Consider the following 19,629-nt stretch of genomic DNA (forward strand, 5'->3'; position numbering starts at 1 on the left):
TTGATCAGGATTGCCCCATGACTGTTCCAGCGCCTGCGCTCATCCGCGAAACCTTCCCCGTCGGCCCGCTGCAGTGCAACTGCACGATCATCGGCGACCCGATCACTAAAAAAGCCATCGTCGTCGATCCGGGCGGCAACCCTGACCTGATCATGGCGCGCCTGGATGCCCATGGCCTGAGAGTGGTCAGCATCATCCACACCCACGCGCATCTCGATCACTTCCTCGCTTCCGGGCAGATGAAAGAGAAAACCGGCGCAACCTTGCATCTGCACAAGGAAGACCAGTTCCTGTGGGACAACCTTGAAATGCAATGCCAGATGTTCGGTGTGCCCTACACGCCGGTGCCGTCGCCGGATCGCTGGTTGAGCGACGATGAAGAACTGGCCTGCGGCTGCGGCGTGGCGCTGCATACGCCGGGACATACGCCCGGTTCCATGAGCTTTTGGTTTTCCGAGGCTAAGCTGTTGATTGCCGGCGACACGCTGTTTCGTCGCGGGGTAGGGCGCACGGATTTGTGGGGCGGCGATCAGGCGACCATCGTGCGATCGATCAAGCAGCGGCTGTACACCCTCGACGAAGACGCAATCGTGGTTGCCGGACATGGCCCGGACACGCGTCTCGGGGATGAAATGCGCGAAAACCCGTTCGTGCGCGCCTAAACATTTTGTCATGAGTGTGCGGCGGAATTTTTCGGCATTGTCATGATCCAACGCCCGCACAGGTCTATTGCCTAGGGCCGCTGCCACACAGAATGCGAAAAAAACCAGGAGCTTTTCATGTTCACCACGCCTCGTTTGATTATTGTTGCTACCGCTGTGGCCATGTTGGCCGGCTGCGCCTCGCCCAACCCGTATGACAATCAGGGGCAGGCCGACGGTGGCTCGCAAGGCATGAGCAAAACCGCCAAGTACGGCGGTCTCGGTGCGCTGGCCGGCGCCTTGGCGGGTGCCGCCATCGACCACAACAACCGTGGCAAGGGTGCCTTGATCGGCGCGGCGGTGGTGGGTGCCTCGGCGGCCGGTTACGGTTACTACGCCGACCAGCAAGAGAAAAAGCTGCGCGCCAGCATGGCCAACACCGGGGTTGAAGTGCAGCGCCAGGGCGATCAGATCAAGCTGATCATGCCAGGCAACATCACCTTCGCCACCGACTCGGCGAACATCGCGCCAAGCTTCTATCAGCCGCTGAACAACCTGGCGAACTCGCTGAAAGAGTTCAACCAGAACCAGATCGAAATCGTCGGCTACACCGACAGCACCGGCAGCCGCCAGCACAACATGGACCTGTCTCAGCGTCGTGCGCAGAGCGTGGCCACCTACCTGACCTCGCAAGGTGTCAGCGGTGCCAACCTGTCGGCCCGTGGCGCCGGTCCGGATAACCCGATTGCCAGCAACGGTGACGTCAATGGCCGCGCGCAGAACCGCCGCGTCGAGGTCAACCTGAAAGCGATTCCGGGCCAGCAGTATGGTGGTCAGCAGCAACAGCCGGGGACGGTTCAGCAGTATCCGTAAGTGAATGCTTGAGTGAAGAAATGCCCGGTCTTGTGACCGGGCATTTTTTTGGGTTGCCCGTGCTGGCCCTTTCGCGAGCAAGCCCGCTCCCACAGGGATGGGTGTTGTTCACAGAATCTGCGTTCACCACATGACCCTGTGGGAGCGGGCTTGCTCGCGAAGGGGCCGGGTCAACACCCTCAAATCATCAGATACAAAAAAAGCCCCCGGACAACCGAATTGTCCGGGGGCTTTTTGCTTGCAGCGAAGACTGATTACTTCTTCAAGCCATAATGCTCATCGAGCATGCCAGGCGAGTTCGGGGCTTTCGGTGCGTAGTCGCGTGGCGGCTCCTGATCGCGCGGCGGCGTCAGGCGTTCGCGCGGTGCCTGGGCGGCATCGGCGTGCAAAGCGGCGATCAGGCGTTGACGGGTCTGCTCGTCCAGGGCCAGGCGGTTGGCACCCTCGGCGAGATGATCCTGCACTTCCTGATAGCTCTGGGTCAGCTTCTTGACCAGCGTCGCGGTGCTGTTGAAGTGAGTGACCACCTCGTTTTGATAGCTGTCGAAACGCTCCTGGATATCATCCAGTTGACGCTGCGTGCGGCTCGGCGCGGCATTCGGTGCGACGCGAGCGATCAGGAATCCAATGGCGACACCCACAACCAGGGCAAGAGTCGGTAACAACCAAACTAAGAGCGAGTGTTCCACGAGTCCTTCCTCTATAAACGGCTTTGCTTTACGTTAACGGCTCGAACCTGCGCTGTATACCGCGATTCACTCGCAATAGATTGGCACAGACAATTTGCTAGACGAGTCGACCCGATTCGAGGTCACGGAGTTCCTTCCTTGCTGATGCGTGAAACCCCTGTAGTGATTGCCGGCCCAGTCGGCCAAATCGAAGCGCTGTACCTCGATAACGAGCAGCCAGTCGGCATCGCGCTGATCTGCCATCCAAACCCGGTGCAGGGCGGCACCATGCTCAACAAGGTCGTCTCGACCCTGCAGCGCACTGCGCGCGACGCAGGTTTGATCACCTTGCGCTTCAACTATCGCGGCGTCGGTGCCAGCGAAGGCTCCCACGACATGGGCAGCGGTGAAGTCGACGACGCTCAGGCTGCCGCAGCATGGCTACTGGAAAAGCATCCGGAGCTGCCGCTGACCCTGTTCGGTTTCTCCTTCGGCGGATTTGTTGCAGCAAGTCTCGGCGGTCGTCTCGAAGCCCAAGGCGTGCAGCTCAAGCGGTTGTTCATGGTCGCGCCGGCGGTGATGCGTCTGGGCGATCAGGATCAACTGCCACAGCACGGCGAGCTGACCGTGATCCAGCCGGAAACCGACGAAGTGATCGATCCGCAGTTGGTCTACGACTGGTCGGAAAAACTCCAGCGCCCCCATGAGCTGCTGAAAGTGGCAGAATGCGGACACTTTTTTCATGGCAAGCTGACCGATCTCAAGGATCTGATCCTGCCGCGTCTCTCGAATTGATTGCAGTCTGACAAGCGATTACCCATGACGAACCGTACCCGTATCCTCACCGGCATCACCACCACCGGCACGCCGCACCTGGGCAACTACGCCGGCGCCATCCGCCCGGCGATCCTCGCCAGCCGCGACAGCAATGCCGATTCGTTCTACTTCCTGGCCGACTACCACGCCCTGATCAAATGCGATGACCCGCTGCGCATCCAGCGCTCGCGTCTGGAAATCGCCGCGACCTGGCTGGCCGGTGGCCTGGATGTCGACCGTGTGACCTTCTATCGCCAGTCCGACATCCCGGAAATCCCTGAGCTGACCTGGCTGCTGACCTGCGTCGCCGCCAAAGGCTTGCTCAACCGGGCGCACGCCTACAAGGCCTCGGTGGACAAGAACGTCGAGAGCGGTGAAGACCCGGATGCCGGGATCACCATGGGTCTCTACAGCTACCCGGTGCTGATGGCGGCGGACATCCTGATGTTCAACGCGCACAAGGTCCCGGTCGGTCGTGACCAGATCCAGCACGTGGAAATGGCCCGCGACATCGGCCAGCGCTTCAACCACCTGTTCGGCCAAGGCAGAGAGTTCTTCACCATGCCTGAAGCGCTGATCGAGGAGAGCGTGGCGACCTTGCCCGGCCTCGACGGGCGCAAGATGTCGAAGAGCTACGACAACACCATCCCGCTGTTCTCCAGCGCCAAAGAGATGAAGGACGCGATCTCGCGGATCGTCACCGACTCCAAAGCGCCGGGCGAAGCCAAAGATCCGGACAACTCGCACCTGTTCACTCTGTTTCAGGCGTTCGCCACACCGGCGCAGGCGGACGAATTCCGCAGCGAACTGCTCGGCGGTCTGGGTTGGGGCGAGGCGAAGAATCGTCTGTTCCAGTTGCTCGACAATGAACTGGGCGAGTCCCGCGAGCGCTATCACCAGTTGATCGAGCGCCCGGCGGATCTGGAAGACATCCTGCAACACGGCGCGAAAAAGGCTCGTGCGGTGGCGACGCCGTTCCTCAACGAACTGCGTGAAGCGGTCGGCCTGCGTTCGTTCGTCAATCAGGTGCAAGTCGCGGCGACCACCAAAAAGAAAGCCGTGAAAGCTGCACGTTTCGTGAGCTTCCGTGAAGACGACGGCAGCTTCCGCTTCCGTCTGCTGGCGGCTGATGGCGAGCAACTATTGCTGTCGCGCAACTTTGCCGACGGCAAAACCGCCGGCCAAGTGACCAAGCAACTGCAGGCCGGTCAGGCGCTGGACATTCGCAATCAAGACCTGAGCTTCAGCGTGTGGCTGGAAGGCGAGTGCGTTGGCGACAGCCCGGCGTTCGCCGATACTGCTGCGCGGGACGCGGCTGTCGAAGCTCTGTGCGTTGCACTGACCCCGGTTCAGGACTAATCCGCGGCGCGGCCCGACCAAGGGCTGATTGCCATTCCTACGGGCCGTCGCTACAGTGACGGCCCGTTTTTGTTGCCTTGCTAACGAATTATGACGCCCCTAGAACGATATCAAGCTGATCTGAAACGCCCGGACTTCTTCCATGACGCCGCGCAGGAAACTGCCGTGCGTCATCTGCAGCGCCTGTACGACGATCTGATCGCGGCCGAGCAGAACAAGCCGGGTTTGCTGGGCAAGCTGTTTGGCAAGAAGGATCAGACGCCGGTCAAGGGCCTGTACTTCTGGGGCGGCGTGGGTCGCGGCAAGACTTACCTGGTCGACACCTTCTTCGAAGCGCTGCCGTTCAAGGAAAAGACCCGCACCCACTTCCACCGCTTCATGAAGCGTGTGCACGAAGAGATGAAAACCCTCGGCGGCGAGAAAAACCCGCTGACCATCATCGCCAAGCGCTTCGCGACCGAGTCGCGAGTGATCTGCTTCGATGAATTCTTCGTCTCTGACATCACCGACGCGATGATCCTCGGCACGCTGATGGAAGAGCTGTTCAAGAACGGCGTGACCCTGGTCGCGACCTCGAACATCGTTCCGGACGGCCTGTACAAGGACGGTCTGCAGCGCGCGCGCTTCCTGCCGGCTATTGCGCTGATCAAGCAGAACACCGAGATCGTCAACGTCGACAGCGGTGTCGACTATCGTCTGCGGCACCTCGAACAAGCGGAGCTGTTCCACTATCCGCTGGATGAAGCCGCGCACGAAAGCCTGCGCAAGAGCTTCAAGGCACTGACGCCGGAATGCACCGCGGCAGTCGAGAACGATGTGCTGATCATCGAGAACCGCGAAATCCGTGCCCTGCGCACCTGCGACGACGTGGCCTGGTTCGACTTCCGCGAACTGTGCGACGGTCCGCGCAGCCAGAACGACTACATCGAGCTGGGCAAGATCTTCCACGCGGTGCTACTCAGCGGCGTCGAGCAGATGAGCGTCACCACCGACGACATCGCCCGGCGTTTCATCAACATGGTCGACGAGTTCTACGACCGTAACGTCAAGCTGATCATTTCTGCCGAAGTCGAGTTGAAAGACCTGTACACCGGCGGACGCCTGACGTTCGAATTCCAGCGTACGCTCAGCCGTCTGCTGGAGATGCAATCGCACGAATTCCTGTCGCGGGCGCACAAGCCTTAAACAGCTTCGTCAAAGAAAAAGGGCCTGCAATTGCAGGCCTTTTTTTATGCGACGCAGTACCCCTGTGGGAGCGGGCTTGCTCGCGAATGCGGTGTGTCAGCTAAATAGATGCCAACTGAAAGTACGCTTTCGCGAGCAAGCCCGCTCCCACAGTGGTTTTGTGCGTGGGCAGGGAGTTATGCTGCCTGCTGAAACTGCTGCCGATACTGGTTCGGCGACAGCTCCGTATGCTGGCGGAACAGCCGCGCAAAGAAGCTCGCATCGTCGTAACCGACCTCATAACTGATGGTCTTGATGCTCTTGCGGCTGCCGGACAGCAGACCTTTGGCGGTCTCAATACGCAGCCGTTGCAGGTAGTGCAGCGGCTTGTCGCCGGTGGCGGTCTGGAAGCGGCGCATGAAGTTGCGGATGCTCATGCCGTGCTCGCGGGCCACGTCTTCGAAGCGGAACTTGTCGGCGAAATGCTCTTCGAGCCAGTGCTGGATCTGCAGGATGATCACGTCCTGGTGCAGCTTCTGGCCGCCGAAACCGATACGTCCCGGCGAGTAACTGCGCTGCACTTCATACAGAATGTCGCGGGCCACGGCTTGGGCGACGTTGGCGCCACAGAAGCGTTCGATCAGGTAAATATAGAGGTCGCAGGCCGAGGTGGTGCCGCCGGCGCAATACAGGTTGTCGGCGTCGGTCAGGTGCTTGTCCTGATTGAGGTACACCTTGGGGAAGCGCTCGGCGAAGGCATTGAAGAAACGCCAGTAGGTGGTCGCTTCCTTGCCATTGAGCAGTCCGGCCTCGGCCAGCCAGAATACCCCGGTGGCTTCGCCGCAGAGCACGGCGCCGCGGGCATGCTGCTCGCGCAGCCACGGCAGGATTTGTGGATAACGGCCGCACAGGGTTTCAAAGTCGTCCCAGAACGCCGGGAGGATGATGACGTCGGCGTTTTCCAGGCCGCCGTCCACCGGCATCATCACGTCACTGAAGCTATTCACCGGTTTGCCGTCGGGGCTGACCAGGCGGGTTTCAAACGCCGGTGTCAGGCCGTGGCCCAGTTGTTTGCCGTAACGCAGGCTGGCCAGATGGAAGAAATCCTTGGCCTGCATGAGAGTGGATGCGAAAACCCGGTCGATTGCCAGGATGCTGACGCGCCGCAAGGGCGTGGAGACTTGCTTGGACATAATTCAACTTTTGTTTTGTTTTTATAAGGGAAAGTGGTCACCAGACGGCTGGATCGTCTTATTTTTTGTCGGATGTGTCCAGTGTCCTGTGTCGGAGGTGAGGCTTAGTCTCTGAAGGTCATATCCCTCCAACAAGAATGAAAGGTGCCGCATGATCCCCAGAACCTTGTTCAGCTCCGAGCACGAATTGTTCCGCGACAGCGTACGAACTTTCCTCGAAAAAGAGGCCGTGCCATTCCATGCGCAATGGGAGAAACAAGGCCACATCGACCGCAAGCTGTGGAACAAGGCCGGGGAGGCGGGGATGCTCTGCTCACACCTGCCGGAAGAATACGGCGGCCTGGGCGCGGACTTTCTGTACAGCGCGGTGGTGATCGAAGAAGTCGGTCGCTTGGGTCTGACCGGTATCGGCTTTTCGCTGCATTCGGACATCGTCGCACCGTACATCCTGCATTACGGCAGCGAAGCGCTGAAGCAAAAATACCTGCCGAAACTGGTCTCTGGCGAGATGGTCAGTGCCATCGCGATGACCGAGCCGGGCGCCGGCTCCGACCTGCAAGGGGTCAAGACCACCGCAGTGCTGGACGGCGACGAGTACGTGATCAACGGCTCGAAGACCTTCATCACCAACGGCTTCCTCGCTGATTTGGTGATCGTGGTCGCCAAGACTGATCCGAAGGCCGGCGCCAAGGGCACCAGCCTGTTTGTGGTAGAAGCGAATACGCCGGGCTTCGAGAAGGGCAAACGCCTGGAGAAAGTCGGAATGAAGGCTCAGGACACGTCGGAATTGTTCTTCCAGGACGTGCGTGTTCCCAAGGAAAACCTGTTGGGTCAGGCCGGGGCAGGGTTCGCTTATTTGATGCAGGAATTGCCACAGGAGCGACTGACGGTAGCGATCGGTGGTCTGGCCTCAGCCGAAGCTGCGCTGAAATGGACGCTGGATTACACCCGTGATCGCAAGGCGTTCGGCAAGGCGATTGCCGACTTCCAGAACACCCGCTTCAAACTGGCGGAAATGGCTACCGAGATTCAGATCGGCCGGGTCTTTGTCGACAAGTGCCTGGAACTGCACCTGCAAGGCAAGCTCGATGTTCCAACAGCGGCGATGGCCAAATACTGGGGCACCGACCTGCAATGCAAGGTGCTCGACGAGTGCGTGCAGTTGCATGGCGGCTACGGCTTCATGTGGGAATACCCGGTGGCCCGGGCGTGGGCGGATGCGCGCGTGCAGCGCATCTATGCCGGCACCAATGAAATCATGAAGGAGATCATTGCGCGGTCGCTTTGAAATTTGCAGTGAGTTGACTGGCCTCTTCGCGAGCAAGCTCGCTCCCACAGGTGCGGTGAGCCTCTGTGGGAGCGGGCTTGCTCGCGAAGCTTTTAGCGGTCGATCAAGGTGCCGGATTCGGGTGATCCTTGTGAATCGCCTCGATCCCCGCCAGCACTTCATCGGAAAGTTTCAGATCAAAACTGGCAATGTTGCTGTCCAGTTGCTCCAGCGTCGTCGCGCCAATGATGTTGCTGGTGACGAACGGTTGCTGGGTGACGAACGCCAAGGCCATTTGCGCCGGGTCCAGACCATGTTCCCGGGCCAGTGCCACGTAACGGCTGCAAGCAGCTTCCGACTGCGGGTTGAAGTAGCGGCTGAAGCGGCTGTAGAGGCTCAGGCGGCCTTTCGGCGGGCGAGCGCCACCTTCGTACTTGCCGGACAGGAAGCCGAACGCCAGCGGCGAGTACGCGAGCAGGCCGCACTGTTCGCGAATGGCGATTTCCGCCAGGCCGATTTCGAAGCTGCGGTTGAGCAGGTTGTACGGGTTCTGGATCGACACCGCGCGCGGCCAGCCACGGGCTTCGGCCAGGGCAAGGAAACGCATGGTGCCCCACGGGGTCTCGTTGGACAGCCCGATGTGGCGGATCTTGCCGGCCTTCACTTGTTCGTCGAGCGCTTCGAGGGTGTCTTCGAGCGGTGTCAGGTTGGCTTCGATCTTGTGCTTGTAGCCCAGCTGTCCGAAAAAATTGGTGCTGCGCTCCGGCCAGTGCAATTGATACAGGTCGATGTAATCGGTCTGCAGGCGCTCGAGGCTGGCATCCACCGCGGCGGTGATGTGCTGGCGGTTATGGCGCAGGTTTTTGTCGCGGATGTAGTCGATGGTGTTGCCGGGGCCGGCGATCTTGCTGGCGAGGATCCAGTCGGCACGATCACCACGGCTTTTGAAATAATTGCCGATGTAGCGCTCGGTGGTGGCGTAGGTGTCGGCTTTCGGCGGCACCGGGTACATCTCGGCGGTGTCGATGAAATTGATCCCGGCTTCCTTGGCCCGTTCGATCTGGGCGAAGGCTTCAGCTTCGGTGTTTTGCTCGCCCCAGGTCATGGTGCCGAGGCAGATTGCACTCACGTTCAGGTCGGTACGGCCTAGCTGGCGATAGTCCATCGGGTGCTCCTTGGGCAAAACAATCATAAAAGCAGGTTGAAAATTTTTTCGCAATCTGCATAATTGCCGACCTCTTTCTGCAGTGGAAGTGATGCGCCGCCGCCGAAGAATCTTGCCGTTGAACGGACGCGCCGACCCGAGCCCCCGAAAGCGTCTGTATCCGGCTGCCTTTGACTTGTCAAAGTACGCACTATTCAGTAAGATCCGCCGTCTTATTTACAGGCGGCCCCTGAGGCTATAAAGAATGAAAACTTTTACTGCTAAACCGGAAACAGTAAAGCGCGACTGGTTTGTCGTCGACGCTGCTGGTCAGACCCTGGGTCGTCTGGCCACCGAAATCGCGAGCCGTCTGCGTGGCAAGCACAAGCCTGAGTACACTCCTCACGTTGACACCGGCGACTACATCGTCGTAATCAACGCCGAGCAGATCCGTGTAACCGGCGCTAAAACCACTGACAAAATGTACTACTCCCACTCCGGTTTCCCGGGCGGCATCAAGTCGATCAACTTTGAAAAGCTGATCGCCAAAGCCCCTGAGCGCGTGATCGAGACCGCGGTTAAAGGCATGCTGCCTAAGAACCCGCTGGGTCGTGACATGTACCGTAAGCTGAAAGTCTATGCGGGCGCTGCACACCCTCATACTGCTCAGCAGCCCCAAGAACTGAAGATTTAACGGAATAGTTCATTATGTCGGCGACTCAAAATTACGGCACTGGCCGTCGCAAGACCGCAACCGCACGCGTTTTCCTGCGTCCGGGTACTGGTAACATCTCCATCAACAACCGCTCCCTGGACTCGTTCTTCGGCCGCGAAACTGCCCGCATGGTAGTTCGTCAGCCGCTGGAACTGACCGAGACTGTCGAGAAGTTCGACATCTACGTCACTGTCATCGGTGGTGGTGTAAGTGGTCAGGCTGGCGCAATCCGCCACGGCATCACTCGCGCTCTGATGGACTACGACGAAACCCTGCGTAGCGCTCTGCGCAAAGCTGGCTTCGTTACTCGCGACGCCCGTGAAGTTGAACGTAAGAAAGTTGGTCTGCGTAAAGCGCGTAAGCGTCCGCAGTACTCGAAGCGTTAATTCGCTTCCACGTTCAAAAAAGAACGCCCGATTCCTCACGGAAGCGGGCGTTTTTTTATGCCTGCGATTTATCAAAAGAATTGCGCTGTGACAACTTGCCACATTCGTAGACCCCCTATACTGCAAGGCTTGAGGGTATGAGCTCCGGGTAATTCCCTTGTCAGAATTGGGGCTTTTCATTACCATCTCGGCAAAATTTTTATAAGTAACATTGATTTATTTAGTAGATGCCTGATTTAACAGGCCACAAAGCTGATGGGAGAGGACTGAATGAGCAATGACGGCGTGAATGCAGGCCGGCGTCGCTTCTTGGTAGCAGCCACATCCGTGGTGGGTGCTGCAGGAGCGGTGGGGGCTGCGGTCCCGTTCGTGGGGTCATGGTTTCCCAGTGCCAAGGCGAAAGCCGCCGGTGCACCGGTGAAAGTGAATGTCAGCAAGATCGAGCCAGGACAGCAGATGATTGCCGAGTGGCGCGGCCAGCCGGTGTTCATTGTCCGCCGTACTGCGGAAATCCTGGGGAATCTCAAGAAGATCGAGGGCCAGCTCTCCGATCCGACTTCCAAAAACTCCACGCAACCCACCTATGTCGACCCTGAAGTGCGCTCGATCAAGCCGGAAATTCTCCTGCTGATCGGGATCTGCACTCACTTGGGTTGCTCACCAACCTTCCGTCCCGAAGTGGCGCCTGCAGATCTGGGTAAAGACTGGGTCGGTGGCTATTTCTGCCCTTGCCACGGCTCCCACTACGATCTGGCTGGCCGCGTCTACAAGTCGCAACCTGCGCCTTTGAACCTGCCAGTTCCCCCGCATTCCTATGAGACCGATGACCTGATTGTCATTGGCGTCGATACGGAGAAAGCGTGATGAGCAAGTTCATGGATTGGGTGGATGCGCGCTTCCCTGCGACCAAAATGTGGGAAGACCATCTCAGCAAGTATTACGCGCCAAAAAACTTCAACTTCTTCTATTTCTTCGGCTCGCTGGCGCTGCTGGTGCTGGTCAATCAGATCGTCACCGGTGTCTGGCTGACGATGAGCTACACGCCGTCGGCAGAAGAGGCGTTCGCTTCCGTCGAATACATCATGCGCGATGTCGAGTACGGCTCGATCCTGCGTCTGCTGCACTCCACCGGCGCGTCGGCGTTCTTCATCGTGGTCTATCTGCACATGTTCCGTGGCCTGCTCTACGGTTCGTACCAGAAACCACGTGAACTGGTCTGGGTATTCGGCATGCTGATCTACCTGGCGCTGATGGCCGAGGCCTTCATGGGTTATCTGCTGCCTTGGGGTCAGATGTCCTACTGGGGTGCCCAGGTGATCATCTCGCTATTCGGTGCGATTCCGGTGATCGGTAACGACCTGACCCAGTGGATTCGGGGTGACTACCTGATCTCCGGAATCACCCTGAACCGCTTCTTCGCCCTGCACGTGGTGGCGCTGCCGATCGTGATTCTTGGTCTGGTGGTGCTGCACATTCTGGCGCTGCACGAAGTCGGCTCGAACAACCCTGATGGCGTCGACATCAAGAAGCACAAAGACGAAAACGGTGTCCCGCTGGATGGCATTGCTTTCCACCCGTACTACACCGTGAAAGACATCGTCGGCGTAGTGGTGTTCCTGTTCATCTTCTGCTTTATCGTGTTCTTCTTCCCGGAAATGGGCGGCTACTTCCTCGAAAAACCAAACTTCGAGCAAGCCAACCCGTTCAAGACGCCTGAGCACATTGCACCGGTCTGGTACTTCACACCGTTCTACGCGATCTTGCGTGCGATCCCGGACAAACTCATGGGTGTTATCGCCATGGGCGCCTCGATTGCCATGCTGTTCGTGCTGCCGTGGCTGGATCGCAGCCCGGTCAAATCGATGCGTTACAAGGGCTGGATGAGCAAAATCTGGCTGGTGGTGTTCTGCATTTCCTTCGTGATCCTCGGCATTCTGGGCGTACTGGCCCCGACGCCGGAGCGCACGCTGGTGTCGCAGATCTGCACCTTCCTGTACTTCGCCTACTTCATTCTGATGCCGTTCTACACCAGGCTCGAGAAGACCAAACCGGTTCCGGAAAGGGTGACTGGCTGATGAAAAAGTTATTTTTTGCTCTGATTTTTGCTGCTCTGCCTGTGCTGTCTTTCGCCGCTGAACACGGTGGTCCGGAGCTGGAAAAAGTCGATATCGACGTGTCCGACAAGGCTGCCCTGCAAGATGGTGCGCGGACCTTCGCCAACTATTGCATGGGCTGCCACAGTGCCAAGTTTCAGCGTTACGAGCGGGTGGCCGATGACCTCGGCATTCCCCACGAAATGATGCTCGAGAAGCTGGTGTTCACTGGCGCCAAGATCGGCGATCACATGAACATCGGCATGCAGCCGGCGGACGCCAAGACCTGGTTCGGTGCTGCTCCGCCGGACCTGACTTTGGTGGCTCGCGTGCGTGGTACTGACTGGCTCTACGGTTACCTGCGCTCGTTCTACGAAGATCCGGCACGTCCTTGGGGCGTGAACAACAAGGTCTTCCCGAACGTCGGCATGCCTAACGTGCTGGTCGGCCTGCAAGGTCGCCAGGTGGTTGGCTGCAAGCAAGTGCAGATCGTCGAGGACGGCAAGAAGCAATACGATCCGCTGACCGGTACGCCGCTGACCCATGAAGCGTGCGATCAGTTGACCATCGTGCCGAAATCCGGTGCTCTGAACGAAGAGCAGTTCGATGAGAAGGTCAAGAATCTGGTAACCTTCCTGGCTTACTCGGCTAACCCGGTTAAGCTGCAACATCAGCGCATCGGTACTTACGTCTTGCTGTACCTGGCGTTCTTCTTTGTGTTCGCCTACCTGCTCAAGCGTGAATACTGGAAAGACGTGCACTGATACGCTTCAAGCATTGCTGTTAATCGCGCGCGCCCAAGGGTTCCTCCGATAACGCAAGGTCTGGTTCGCCAGACATTGCGGGAGGCGCCCTCTGGGCGCGCGCGTTTTTCCGGTTCCGATAATTTCAACAAGCGAGGAGGATCGCCATGGGCGTGACCAATCGGTTGGCCTGTTACTCCGACCCCGCCGACCACTATTCCCACCGAGTGCGCATCGTGCTTGCAGAGAAGGGTGTCAGCGCCGAAATCATTTACGTGGAAGCTGGTCGCCAGCCGCCTAAACTGATTGAGGTGAACCCTTACGGCAGTCTCCCGACACTGGTCGATCGCGACCTGGCGTTGTGGGAGTCGACCGTGGTGATGGAATATCTGGATGAGCGTTACCCGCATCCGCCACTGATGCCGGTTTATCCGGTGGCGCGTGCCAACAGTCGTCTGCTGATTCACCGTATTCAGCGCGACTGGTGTGGTCTGGTGGATCTGATTCTTGATCCCAAGTCCAAGGAGGCCGCGCGTGTCGTGGCGCGTAAGGAATTGCGTGAAAGCCTGACGGGCGTGTCGCCGCTGTTTGCCGACAAGCCGTTTTTCCTCAGTGAGGAACAAAGTCTGGTGGATTGCTGCCTATTGCCAATACTCTGGCGTTTGCCGATTCTGGGTATTGAACTGCCGCGGCCGGCCAAGCCGCTGCTTGATTATATGGAGCGCCAGTTTGCGCGTGAGGCTTTCCAGGCGAGTCTGTCTGGCGTCGAACGCGATATGCGCTAAGGCTTAAGGAGCCGCTATGAACTCCAGTCGACCTTATCTGGTCCGCGCGCTCTACGAGTGGATTGTGGATAACGATTGCACCCCGCACATGCTGGTCAATTCCGAATACCCGGCAGTGCAGGTGCCGCAGGGCTTCGCCAGTGACGGGCAAATTGTCCTGAACATTTCGCCCAGCGCCGTGCGTCACTTGCACATGGACAACGACGTGGTGACCTTTGAGGGTCGCTTTGGTGGCGTTCCGCACAGTCTGTATGTGCCGATCAGCGCGATTCTGGGCATCTACGCCCGGGAGAACGGGCAGGGCATGGTGTTCGATCTCGAGTCGCCGATGGATGACGAAGACGATGTCGAACCCGATGACGACTTGCCGCCACCGGGCGGCGAGCCGCCGCGACCAAGCGGCCGGCCAAGCCTGAAAGTGGTGAAGTAATAAAAAAGGCGATCCGGATGGATCGCCTTTTTTGTGTCTGCTCGTCGCGTATCAGTCGATGTATTCGAACAGCTTCACGATTTTCTGCACACCGGAAACGCTCTGCACCAGGTTGGTCGCTTGTTGGGCTTCCTGCTTGGTCAGCAGGCCCAGCAGGTAGACGATGCCGTTCTCGGTCACGACCTTGATGCGCGAGCCGGGAATGCTGGCATCGGTCAGCATCTGGGTCTTGATCTTGGTGGTCAGCCAGGCGTCGTTCTGGCGGGCGAGGAAGCTCGACGGCGCAATCACTTGCAGCTCGTTGTGCACCTTCTTCACGCGCTGGACGTTGGCGGCGGCCTGTTCAGCCTTGGCCTTGAGGTCTTCGCGCGGCGTCTGGCCGGCGAGCAGCACCACGCCGTTGAAGCTGGTGACGACGATATGCGAGTCCTTGTCCAGGCCGGGGTCGGCCTTGGCCACGTTGACGCCGACTTTGGTCTCGATCAGCGAGTCGTCGATTTTGCTGCCGAAGGTTCGGGTGCCGCGGTCGTCTTCAATCGGCGCTTCACGGCTGGCATTCACCACCGAGGTGCAGCCGCTGATGCCGAGGCACAGGGTCAAGGCCAGAAGGCCAAGGCGATTAGGGGTCATTCTTCACTCCCGAACAGTTGGCTGTCGATCAGATCGCAGAGGCAATGGATCGCCAGCAGATGGACTTCCTGAATACGTGCAGTGACATGGGCCGGTACGCGAATCTCGACATCTTCAGGCAGCAGCAGCGAAGCCATGCCGCCGCCATCGCGGCCAGTCAATGCTACGACAATCATTTCGCGATCATGTGCGGCCTGGATCGCCTGAATAATGTTGGCCGAGTTACCGCTGGTCGAAATCGCCAGCAATACGTCGCCTGGTTGACCCAGTGCGCGGATCTGCTTGGAGAACACTTCGTTGTAGCTGTAGTCGTTGGCGATCGAGGTGATCGTCGAGCTGTCGGTGGTCAGGGCGATGGCCGGCAGACTTGGACGTTCGCGCTCGAAGCGGTTGAGCAGCTCCGAGGAGAAGTGCTGGGCGTCGCCGGCAGAGCCGCCGTTGCCGCACGAAAGCATTTTGCCTTCGTTGAGCAGGGCGTTGACCATGATCTGGCTGGCTTGCTCGATGTGCGGTGCAAGTACGTCCATCGCCTGTTGCTTGGTGTCGATACTGGCCTGGAAAAGCTGGCGAATTCGGGATTGCATGTCCATCTGTGTGACCTTAAGTAGCGCGGCTGTTCGGCACGTGAATGTGCAGCCCGCAAAGCAAAGAGCAAAAATTGTCGGTGAAAGTGTCCGGGGTGGTGTGCAGAGAATCAACCATCGAACGCATTCTGCAACCAGTTCAATTGATCCGGGTGCCTGTCGATGGCCACCACGTCGAAGCGGCAAGGGGAGTCGGCCCAGCGTGACTCACGCTGAAGAAAATACTGTGCGGCGAAAATCAGTTTCTGCCGTTTGCGCTCATCGATGCTAGCGAGCGCGCCACCCCATTGAGTGTTTTTTCTGTAGCGGACTTCGACGAATACTACTGTATCGCCATCAAGCATGACCAGATCAAGCTCGCCCCGTTTGCATGACCAGTTCTGCGCCAGCAGGCGCAGACCGTGGTGTTGCAGATGCTCGAGCGCCTGGCGCTCGGCATCCTTGCCGCTCTGCAGGTGCGAGCCGTCGGGCATCAGCGCGGGGTGTCCGGCAGGCGCTGAACCTGACCGTTGACGAACTGCGCCCATGGCAACTGACGTACGACGCGTTGGGTCTGGGTCATGCCCAGGCTGCCCGACTGACCTTCGATGCGGCTGTCCGGCAGCGCCTTCAACTGACCCAGGCGCGGTGCCAGACGGTAGGCATCGACGCCCATGGCGTACAGGCGGCCGAGGCTGCCGGCCGCTTGTGGCCATTGCGCGGTGACTTGCTGGCGCAGCGGGTCATTGGCTTCCAGCAACCACGGGGTTTCGCAGAAGCGCACACCGTTCATGTCGTTGTACTGGTTCACATCGCCGCTGGCGCTGTAGACGTGGGACGTTGCGTACACCGGAACGTCACCGGCGTACTGGAAGTTCAGGGTCGGCTTGATCTGCTGCGCCTGTTGCGGGGTGGCTGCGAGGAAGATGAACTCGATGTCCTGACGACGCGACGGCTGCGCGGCTACGTTGGTGCCAGCGGCGTTCTGCAGGCTCTTGGCGCGGGCTTCGCTCTGGCGCAGCTGGAACATGTCGGCGATCTGCTGGGCCAGTTGCACCGGCTGATCGACACGTTCGGTGGCGACGATGCTGCCGCCATTGGCCTGCCAGTCCTGGCTGAACGCACGCAGTACGCGGTCGCCCCATTCGCCTTTCGGCACCATGATCGCCGCGCGGTGCAGGCCGTCGGCGCGGGCACGACGCGAAACTTCGCGGGCTTCGTCTTCAGCCGCCAGGCCGAACTGGAACAGTTGCGCCGGACCTTGATCACCTTCGCTGTAGTTCAATGCGAGGGTGGTGATCGGCAGTTGCGGACGGGTGCTCAGTTGTTTGACCAGCGGTTTTTCCAGCGGGCCGACCACCAGTTGCACGCCGTCAGCCTGAGCCTTGCGGTAGAACTCGTCCATCGAGGTCAGCTTGGAGCTGTCGTAGAACTCGATGGCGGGCGGCTTCTGGCCGGCCTGTTGCGCTTGATAGTGCGCCGCCATGAAACCTTCACGCAGGGCCTTGCCGACCGAGGCCAGTGGGCCGTCTTGCGGCAGCAGCAGGGCGATCTTGCTCAGGGGCTGGCTGGCCAGTTCCTTGAGTTTGGTCAGGGGCAGCGGCAGGTTGATTGCCGCCGGGTGTTTCGGGTTTTGTGCGCGCCAGGTATCGATTGCGGCTTGCTGCTGTTCCAGGGTGCCGGCAGTTTTCACTGCCAGGGCCAGGCCCATCCAGCCACCGAGATCGTCGGAGGTATTGGGTTGCAGTTGATCGGTTGGCAGCGAGGCGATCAGGATCCAGATCGCTTCGTGGTTCTTGCTTGCGACTTCGCCTTTGAGCATCGGTGCGATGAAGATGCGCTCGCGAGCGGCCGCCAGGGTCTGGCCATCGGCTTCCAGTGCGCGGGCGCGCACGGTGCCGGTGCGCACTTGCTGGTCTTCCGGCATTTCGCTCAGATGCTGCAGGCTCGGATGGCTCAGGGCCGTCAGCGCGGCTTTCGGCTGATTGCGAGTCATCGCCAGCTCAGCGGACAGGGTGCTGGCGAAGATCTGCTGGCCTGGCTTCAACTGCTCCATCGGCACTTGTTGCAGGATCTGCGCGGACTGGCCGGCGTTGCCCTGGCGATAAGCCAGGTCTGCCGCACTCAAGCGCAACAGGGCGGCTTTTTCCGGCGTCTTGGCCTGGGTAGCCTGTTCGAGCAGTTGCTCGATGCTGGCATCCGGAGTCCGTGGAAGTTCGCCAAGGCTGGAGGAAGGGGAGCTGGCGCAGGCCGCCAGCAAGGCAGCGAGGCAGAGGGCAGTGAACAGCCGCAGGCAAGCGATCATGTAAGTGTTCCTGATACTCGATCAAATTAGCGTGGAATTGTACCCAAGCACTGGCCGGGGCGCGATGTTACTGGCGTGAATCAATCAATTTAGCTGGAGTAAATGTTGCAGCGGCGCACAACTGCGTGCAAAACCGCGCTTGGCTCATACGGTTCGCAAGCCTCGTGACGCGCTACAATGCCGGCTTTTACCGAACACGAGGTGTGCGCTTTGACTGCTCCAGGTCCTTTGAATTCCGCTGCTGGCTCGCTTTATGTGGTGGCGACGCCCATCGGCAACCTGGACGACATCAGCGCCCGGGCTCTGAAAATCCTTCGCGAAGTGGCGTTGATCGCCGCCGAAGACACACGGCACTCGGCGCGGTTGATGCAGCACTTCGGCATTGCCACGCCGTTGGCCGCCTGCCACGAACACAACGAACGTGATGAAGGTAGCCGCTTTATTACCCGTTTGCTGGCGGGCGATAACGTCGCGCTGATTTCCGATGCGGGGACGCCGCTGATCTCAGATCCGGGTTATCACCTGGTGCGCCAGGCACGGGCGGCGGGGATCAATGTGGTGCCGGTGCCGGGCGCCTGTGCTTTGATCGCGGCGCTGTCGGCGGCGGGCCTGCCCTCCGACCGATTCATCTTCGAAGGCTTCCTGCCGGCCAAGTCGGTAGGGCGCAAGGCGCGCCTGGAAGCAGTCAAAGAAGAGCCGCGCACGCTGATTTTCTACGAGGCCCCGCACCGTATTCTCGAATGCCTGCAGGACATGGAAGCCGTGTTCGGTGGAGAGCGTCAGGCATTGCTGGCCCGGGAAATCACCAAGACTTTCGAGACGCTTAAGGGGTTGCCGCTGGGTGAGCTGCGTGCGTTTGTCGAGTCCGACAGCAACCAGCAGCGCGGCGAGTGTGTGGTGCTGGTCGCAGGCTGGTCTGCACCGGAGTCCGAAGACGCCGTCAGCAGCGAAGCGATGCGCGTGCTCAATCTGTTGCTCGAAGAGATGCCGCTCAAGCGCGCTGCCGCCCTGGCCGCGCAAATCACCGGCGAGCGCAAAAACGTGCTGTATCAGGTCGCACTGGAGCAGCAGAAGGGCGAGTAACCCGTCGCGCAGACGGGTTTCACGGCTATTAGCGCTTGTTCTTCGGGCGCTCTGCCGTTAACCTGCGCGGCGGAGAGTCGATCGGACAGTCGCTGCCCTCTATGAAAATTAGGGGGGGGAGGAAAGTCCGGGCTCCATAGGGCGAAGTGCCAGGTAATGCCTGGGAGGCGTGAGCCTACGGAAAGTGCCACAGAAAATAACCGCCTAAGCGCTTCGGCGCCGGTAAGGGTGAAAAGGTGCGGTAAGAGCGCACCGCACGTCTGGCAACAGTTCGTGGCTAGGTAAACCCCACTTGGAGCAAGACCAAATAGGGTCCCAAGGCGTGGCCCGCGCTGGGACCGGGTAGGTTGCTAAAGATGTCCAGTGATGGCCATCGTAGACGAATGACTGTTCAAGACAGAACCCGGCTTACAGATCGACTCTCCACCTTTTTCTTTCCCTGCTTGAATCAATGGCGTCAGGGCTGGTTATTATCGGCAGGCCTGCGCTAAAGTCCGGCAGCGGCAAATGCAGTAATAGCCATTTCCCACCTTGCTTCAATCAACAGCAGAAGCGCTTTTGTAATACCGAAAAAATCTTACTCTTAACAAATTACTTTAACTTCCGAGCGCAGCTTTCAGTGCTGCATCAAGTTATTGGTCAAAAGTGTCCGCCAATTTGTCGTTACCCCTCCTTTTAAGCTCCTAAATCTCCGTTCTGTAAGGGTTTTCCTTTGATCCGCGCCTTGACGGTGTGGTGGGCGCATTCCTATAGTGTGCGCAAGTGGCGGAA

General features: G+C 59.2%; 21 protein-coding genes and 1 other RNA gene. 15 read left to right on the plus strand and 7 right to left on the minus strand.

Features of this window, described 5'->3' with window-relative positions; translation table 11 throughout:
- Window positions 1-17: 17 nt before the first annotated feature.
- Both J1G18_RS19915 and J1G18_RS19920 read left to right on the plus strand, forming a co-directional pair.
- Window positions 18-662: an MBL fold metallo-hydrolase gene (locus J1G18_RS19915; protein WP_223008314.1), complete on the plus strand. Its 645-nt coding sequence runs from the start codon at window positions 18-20 to the stop codon at window positions 660-662.
- Between the two features lie 117 nt (window positions 663-779).
- The gene (locus tag J1G18_RS19920) at window positions 780-1,514 is read left to right on the plus strand and encodes an OmpA family protein (RefSeq protein ID WP_007961595.1); all 735 of its coding nucleotides are present in this window, start codon (window positions 780-782) and stop codon (window positions 1,512-1,514) included.
- A 254-nt stretch (window positions 1,515-1,768) separates the two neighbouring features.
- On the opposite strand, the gene J1G18_RS19925 is transcribed toward J1G18_RS19920, so the two are convergent.
- On the minus strand, window positions 1,769-2,203 hold the full coding sequence (locus J1G18_RS19925) for a YhcB family protein (protein WP_027612195.1): 435 nt from the start codon (window positions 2,201-2,203) through the stop codon (window positions 1,769-1,771).
- 144 nt (window positions 2,204-2,347) lie between these two features.
- Here J1G18_RS19925 and J1G18_RS19930 point away from each other — a divergent pair, with 144 nt between their 5' ends.
- The 3 genes from J1G18_RS19930 (at window position 2,348) to zapE (ending at window position 5,542) form a co-directional block, all read left to right on the plus strand.
- Complete coding sequence (locus J1G18_RS19930; protein ID WP_223008325.1) at window positions 2,348-2,977, plus strand: alpha/beta hydrolase; 630 nt, start codon at window positions 2,348-2,350, stop codon at window positions 2,975-2,977.
- A 24-nt stretch (window positions 2,978-3,001) separates the two neighbouring features.
- Window positions 3,002-4,357, plus strand: coding sequence for a tryptophan--tRNA ligase (locus tag J1G18_RS19935; RefSeq protein WP_223008315.1), 1,356 nt, complete (start codon window positions 3,002-3,004; stop codon window positions 4,355-4,357).
- A gap of 90 nt (window positions 4,358-4,447) precedes the next feature.
- Window positions 4,448-5,542: a cell division protein ZapE gene (gene zapE, locus J1G18_RS19940; RefSeq protein ID WP_041074841.1), complete on the plus strand. Its 1,095-nt coding sequence runs from the start codon at window positions 4,448-4,450 to the stop codon at window positions 5,540-5,542.
- Window positions 5,543-5,718: 176 nt separating this feature from the next.
- Here zapE and J1G18_RS19945 read toward each other — a convergent pair whose 3' ends face one another.
- Entirely contained in the window at window positions 5,719-6,615 is an 897-nt protein-coding gene (locus J1G18_RS19945) for a GlxA family transcriptional regulator (protein ID WP_171061848.1), read from the minus strand.
- 250 nt (window positions 6,616-6,865) lie between these two features.
- Between J1G18_RS19945 and J1G18_RS19950 the strand changes: the two genes are divergently transcribed.
- A complete protein-coding gene (locus tag J1G18_RS19950) occupies window positions 6,866-8,002 on the plus strand; it encodes an acyl-CoA dehydrogenase family protein (RefSeq protein ID WP_007961611.1) in 1,137 nt (378 codons plus the stop codon).
- 103 nt (window positions 8,003-8,105) lie between these two features.
- On the opposite strand, the gene J1G18_RS19955 is transcribed toward J1G18_RS19950, so the two are convergent.
- Window positions 8,106-9,146, minus strand: coding sequence for an NADP(H)-dependent aldo-keto reductase (locus tag J1G18_RS19955; protein WP_003228063.1), 1,041 nt, complete (start codon window positions 9,144-9,146; stop codon window positions 8,106-8,108).
- Between the two features lie 244 nt (window positions 9,147-9,390).
- On the opposite strand from J1G18_RS19955, the gene rplM reads away from it, so the two are divergent.
- The 7 genes from rplM (at window position 9,391) to J1G18_RS19990 (ending at window position 14,277) form a co-directional block, all read left to right on the plus strand.
- Complete coding sequence (gene rplM / locus J1G18_RS19960; protein WP_003228062.1) at window positions 9,391-9,819, plus strand: 50S ribosomal protein L13; 429 nt, start codon at window positions 9,391-9,393, stop codon at window positions 9,817-9,819.
- 14 nt (window positions 9,820-9,833) lie between these two features.
- On the plus strand, window positions 9,834-10,226 hold the full coding sequence (rpsI, locus tag J1G18_RS19965) for a 30S ribosomal protein S9 (RefSeq protein WP_007961615.1): 393 nt from the start codon (window positions 9,834-9,836) through the stop codon (window positions 10,224-10,226).
- Between the two features lie 270 nt (window positions 10,227-10,496).
- The gene (petA, locus tag J1G18_RS19970; RefSeq protein WP_003228055.1) at window positions 10,497-11,090 is read left to right on the plus strand and encodes a ubiquinol-cytochrome c reductase iron-sulfur subunit; all 594 of its coding nucleotides are present in this window, start codon (window positions 10,497-10,499) and stop codon (window positions 11,088-11,090) included.
- Window positions 11,090-12,301 (plus strand): cytochrome b, encoded by a 1,212-nt coding sequence (locus J1G18_RS19975; protein WP_096797145.1) that lies wholly within the window; start codon window positions 11,090-11,092, stop codon window positions 12,299-12,301. The genes petA and J1G18_RS19975 overlap by 1 nt, the downstream gene beginning before the upstream one ends.
- Window positions 12,301-13,083, plus strand: a complete 783-nt coding sequence (locus J1G18_RS19980) for a cytochrome c1 (protein WP_007917027.1) — start codon at window positions 12,301-12,303, stop codon at window positions 13,081-13,083. Before J1G18_RS19975 ends, J1G18_RS19980 begins: the two co-directional genes overlap by 1 nt.
- A gap of 146 nt (window positions 13,084-13,229) precedes the next feature.
- Complete coding sequence (locus tag J1G18_RS19985; protein ID WP_007961620.1) at window positions 13,230-13,847, plus strand: glutathione S-transferase N-terminal domain-containing protein; 618 nt, start codon at window positions 13,230-13,232, stop codon at window positions 13,845-13,847.
- Window positions 13,848-13,863: 16 nt separating this feature from the next.
- The gene (locus tag J1G18_RS19990) at window positions 13,864-14,277 is read left to right on the plus strand and encodes a ClpXP protease specificity-enhancing factor (RefSeq protein WP_223008316.1); all 414 of its coding nucleotides are present in this window, start codon (window positions 13,864-13,866) and stop codon (window positions 14,275-14,277) included.
- A gap of 51 nt (window positions 14,278-14,328) precedes the next feature.
- On the opposite strand, the gene J1G18_RS19995 is transcribed toward J1G18_RS19990, so the two are convergent.
- From J1G18_RS19995 to J1G18_RS20010, 4 genes are all read right to left on the minus strand, one after another.
- The gene (locus J1G18_RS19995; RefSeq protein WP_007961621.1) at window positions 14,329-14,907 is read right to left on the minus strand and encodes a BON domain-containing protein; all 579 of its coding nucleotides are present in this window, start codon (window positions 14,905-14,907) and stop codon (window positions 14,329-14,331) included.
- Complete coding sequence (locus tag J1G18_RS20000; RefSeq protein WP_007961622.1) at window positions 14,904-15,497, minus strand: phosphoheptose isomerase; 594 nt, start codon at window positions 15,495-15,497, stop codon at window positions 14,904-14,906. Before J1G18_RS20000 ends, J1G18_RS19995 begins: the two co-directional genes overlap by 4 nt.
- 104 nt (window positions 15,498-15,601) lie before the next feature.
- Window positions 15,602-15,964 carry a YraN family protein gene (locus J1G18_RS20005; RefSeq protein WP_027612188.1) on the minus strand — a complete coding sequence of 121 codons (363 nt, stop codon included), beginning with the start codon at window positions 15,962-15,964 and terminating at the stop codon, window positions 15,602-15,604.
- On the minus strand, window positions 15,964-17,775 hold the full coding sequence (locus tag J1G18_RS20010; RefSeq protein WP_135296534.1) for a penicillin-binding protein activator: 1,812 nt from the start codon (window positions 17,773-17,775) through the stop codon (window positions 15,964-15,966). Before J1G18_RS20010 ends, J1G18_RS20005 begins: the two co-directional genes overlap by 1 nt.
- Window positions 17,776-17,952: 177 nt before the next feature.
- Here J1G18_RS20010 and rsmI point away from each other — a divergent pair, with 177 nt between their 5' ends.
- Together rsmI and rnpB are read left to right on the plus strand one after the other, a co-directional pair.
- Window positions 17,953-18,858, plus strand: a complete 906-nt coding sequence (gene rsmI / locus J1G18_RS20015; protein WP_135296533.1) for a 16S rRNA (cytidine(1402)-2'-O)-methyltransferase — start codon at window positions 17,953-17,955, stop codon at window positions 18,856-18,858.
- 73 nt (window positions 18,859-18,931) lie between these two features.
- Window positions 18,932-19,285, plus strand: an RNA gene (rnpB, locus tag J1G18_RS20020) — RNase P RNA component class A.
- Window positions 19,286-19,629: the final 344 nt, after the last annotated feature.

The sequence above is a fragment of the Pseudomonas sp. MIS38 genome (assembly GCF_019891575.1).
Taxonomy (GTDB): Bacteria; Pseudomonadota; Gammaproteobacteria; order Pseudomonadales; family Pseudomonadaceae; genus Aquipseudomonas; species Aquipseudomonas putida_A.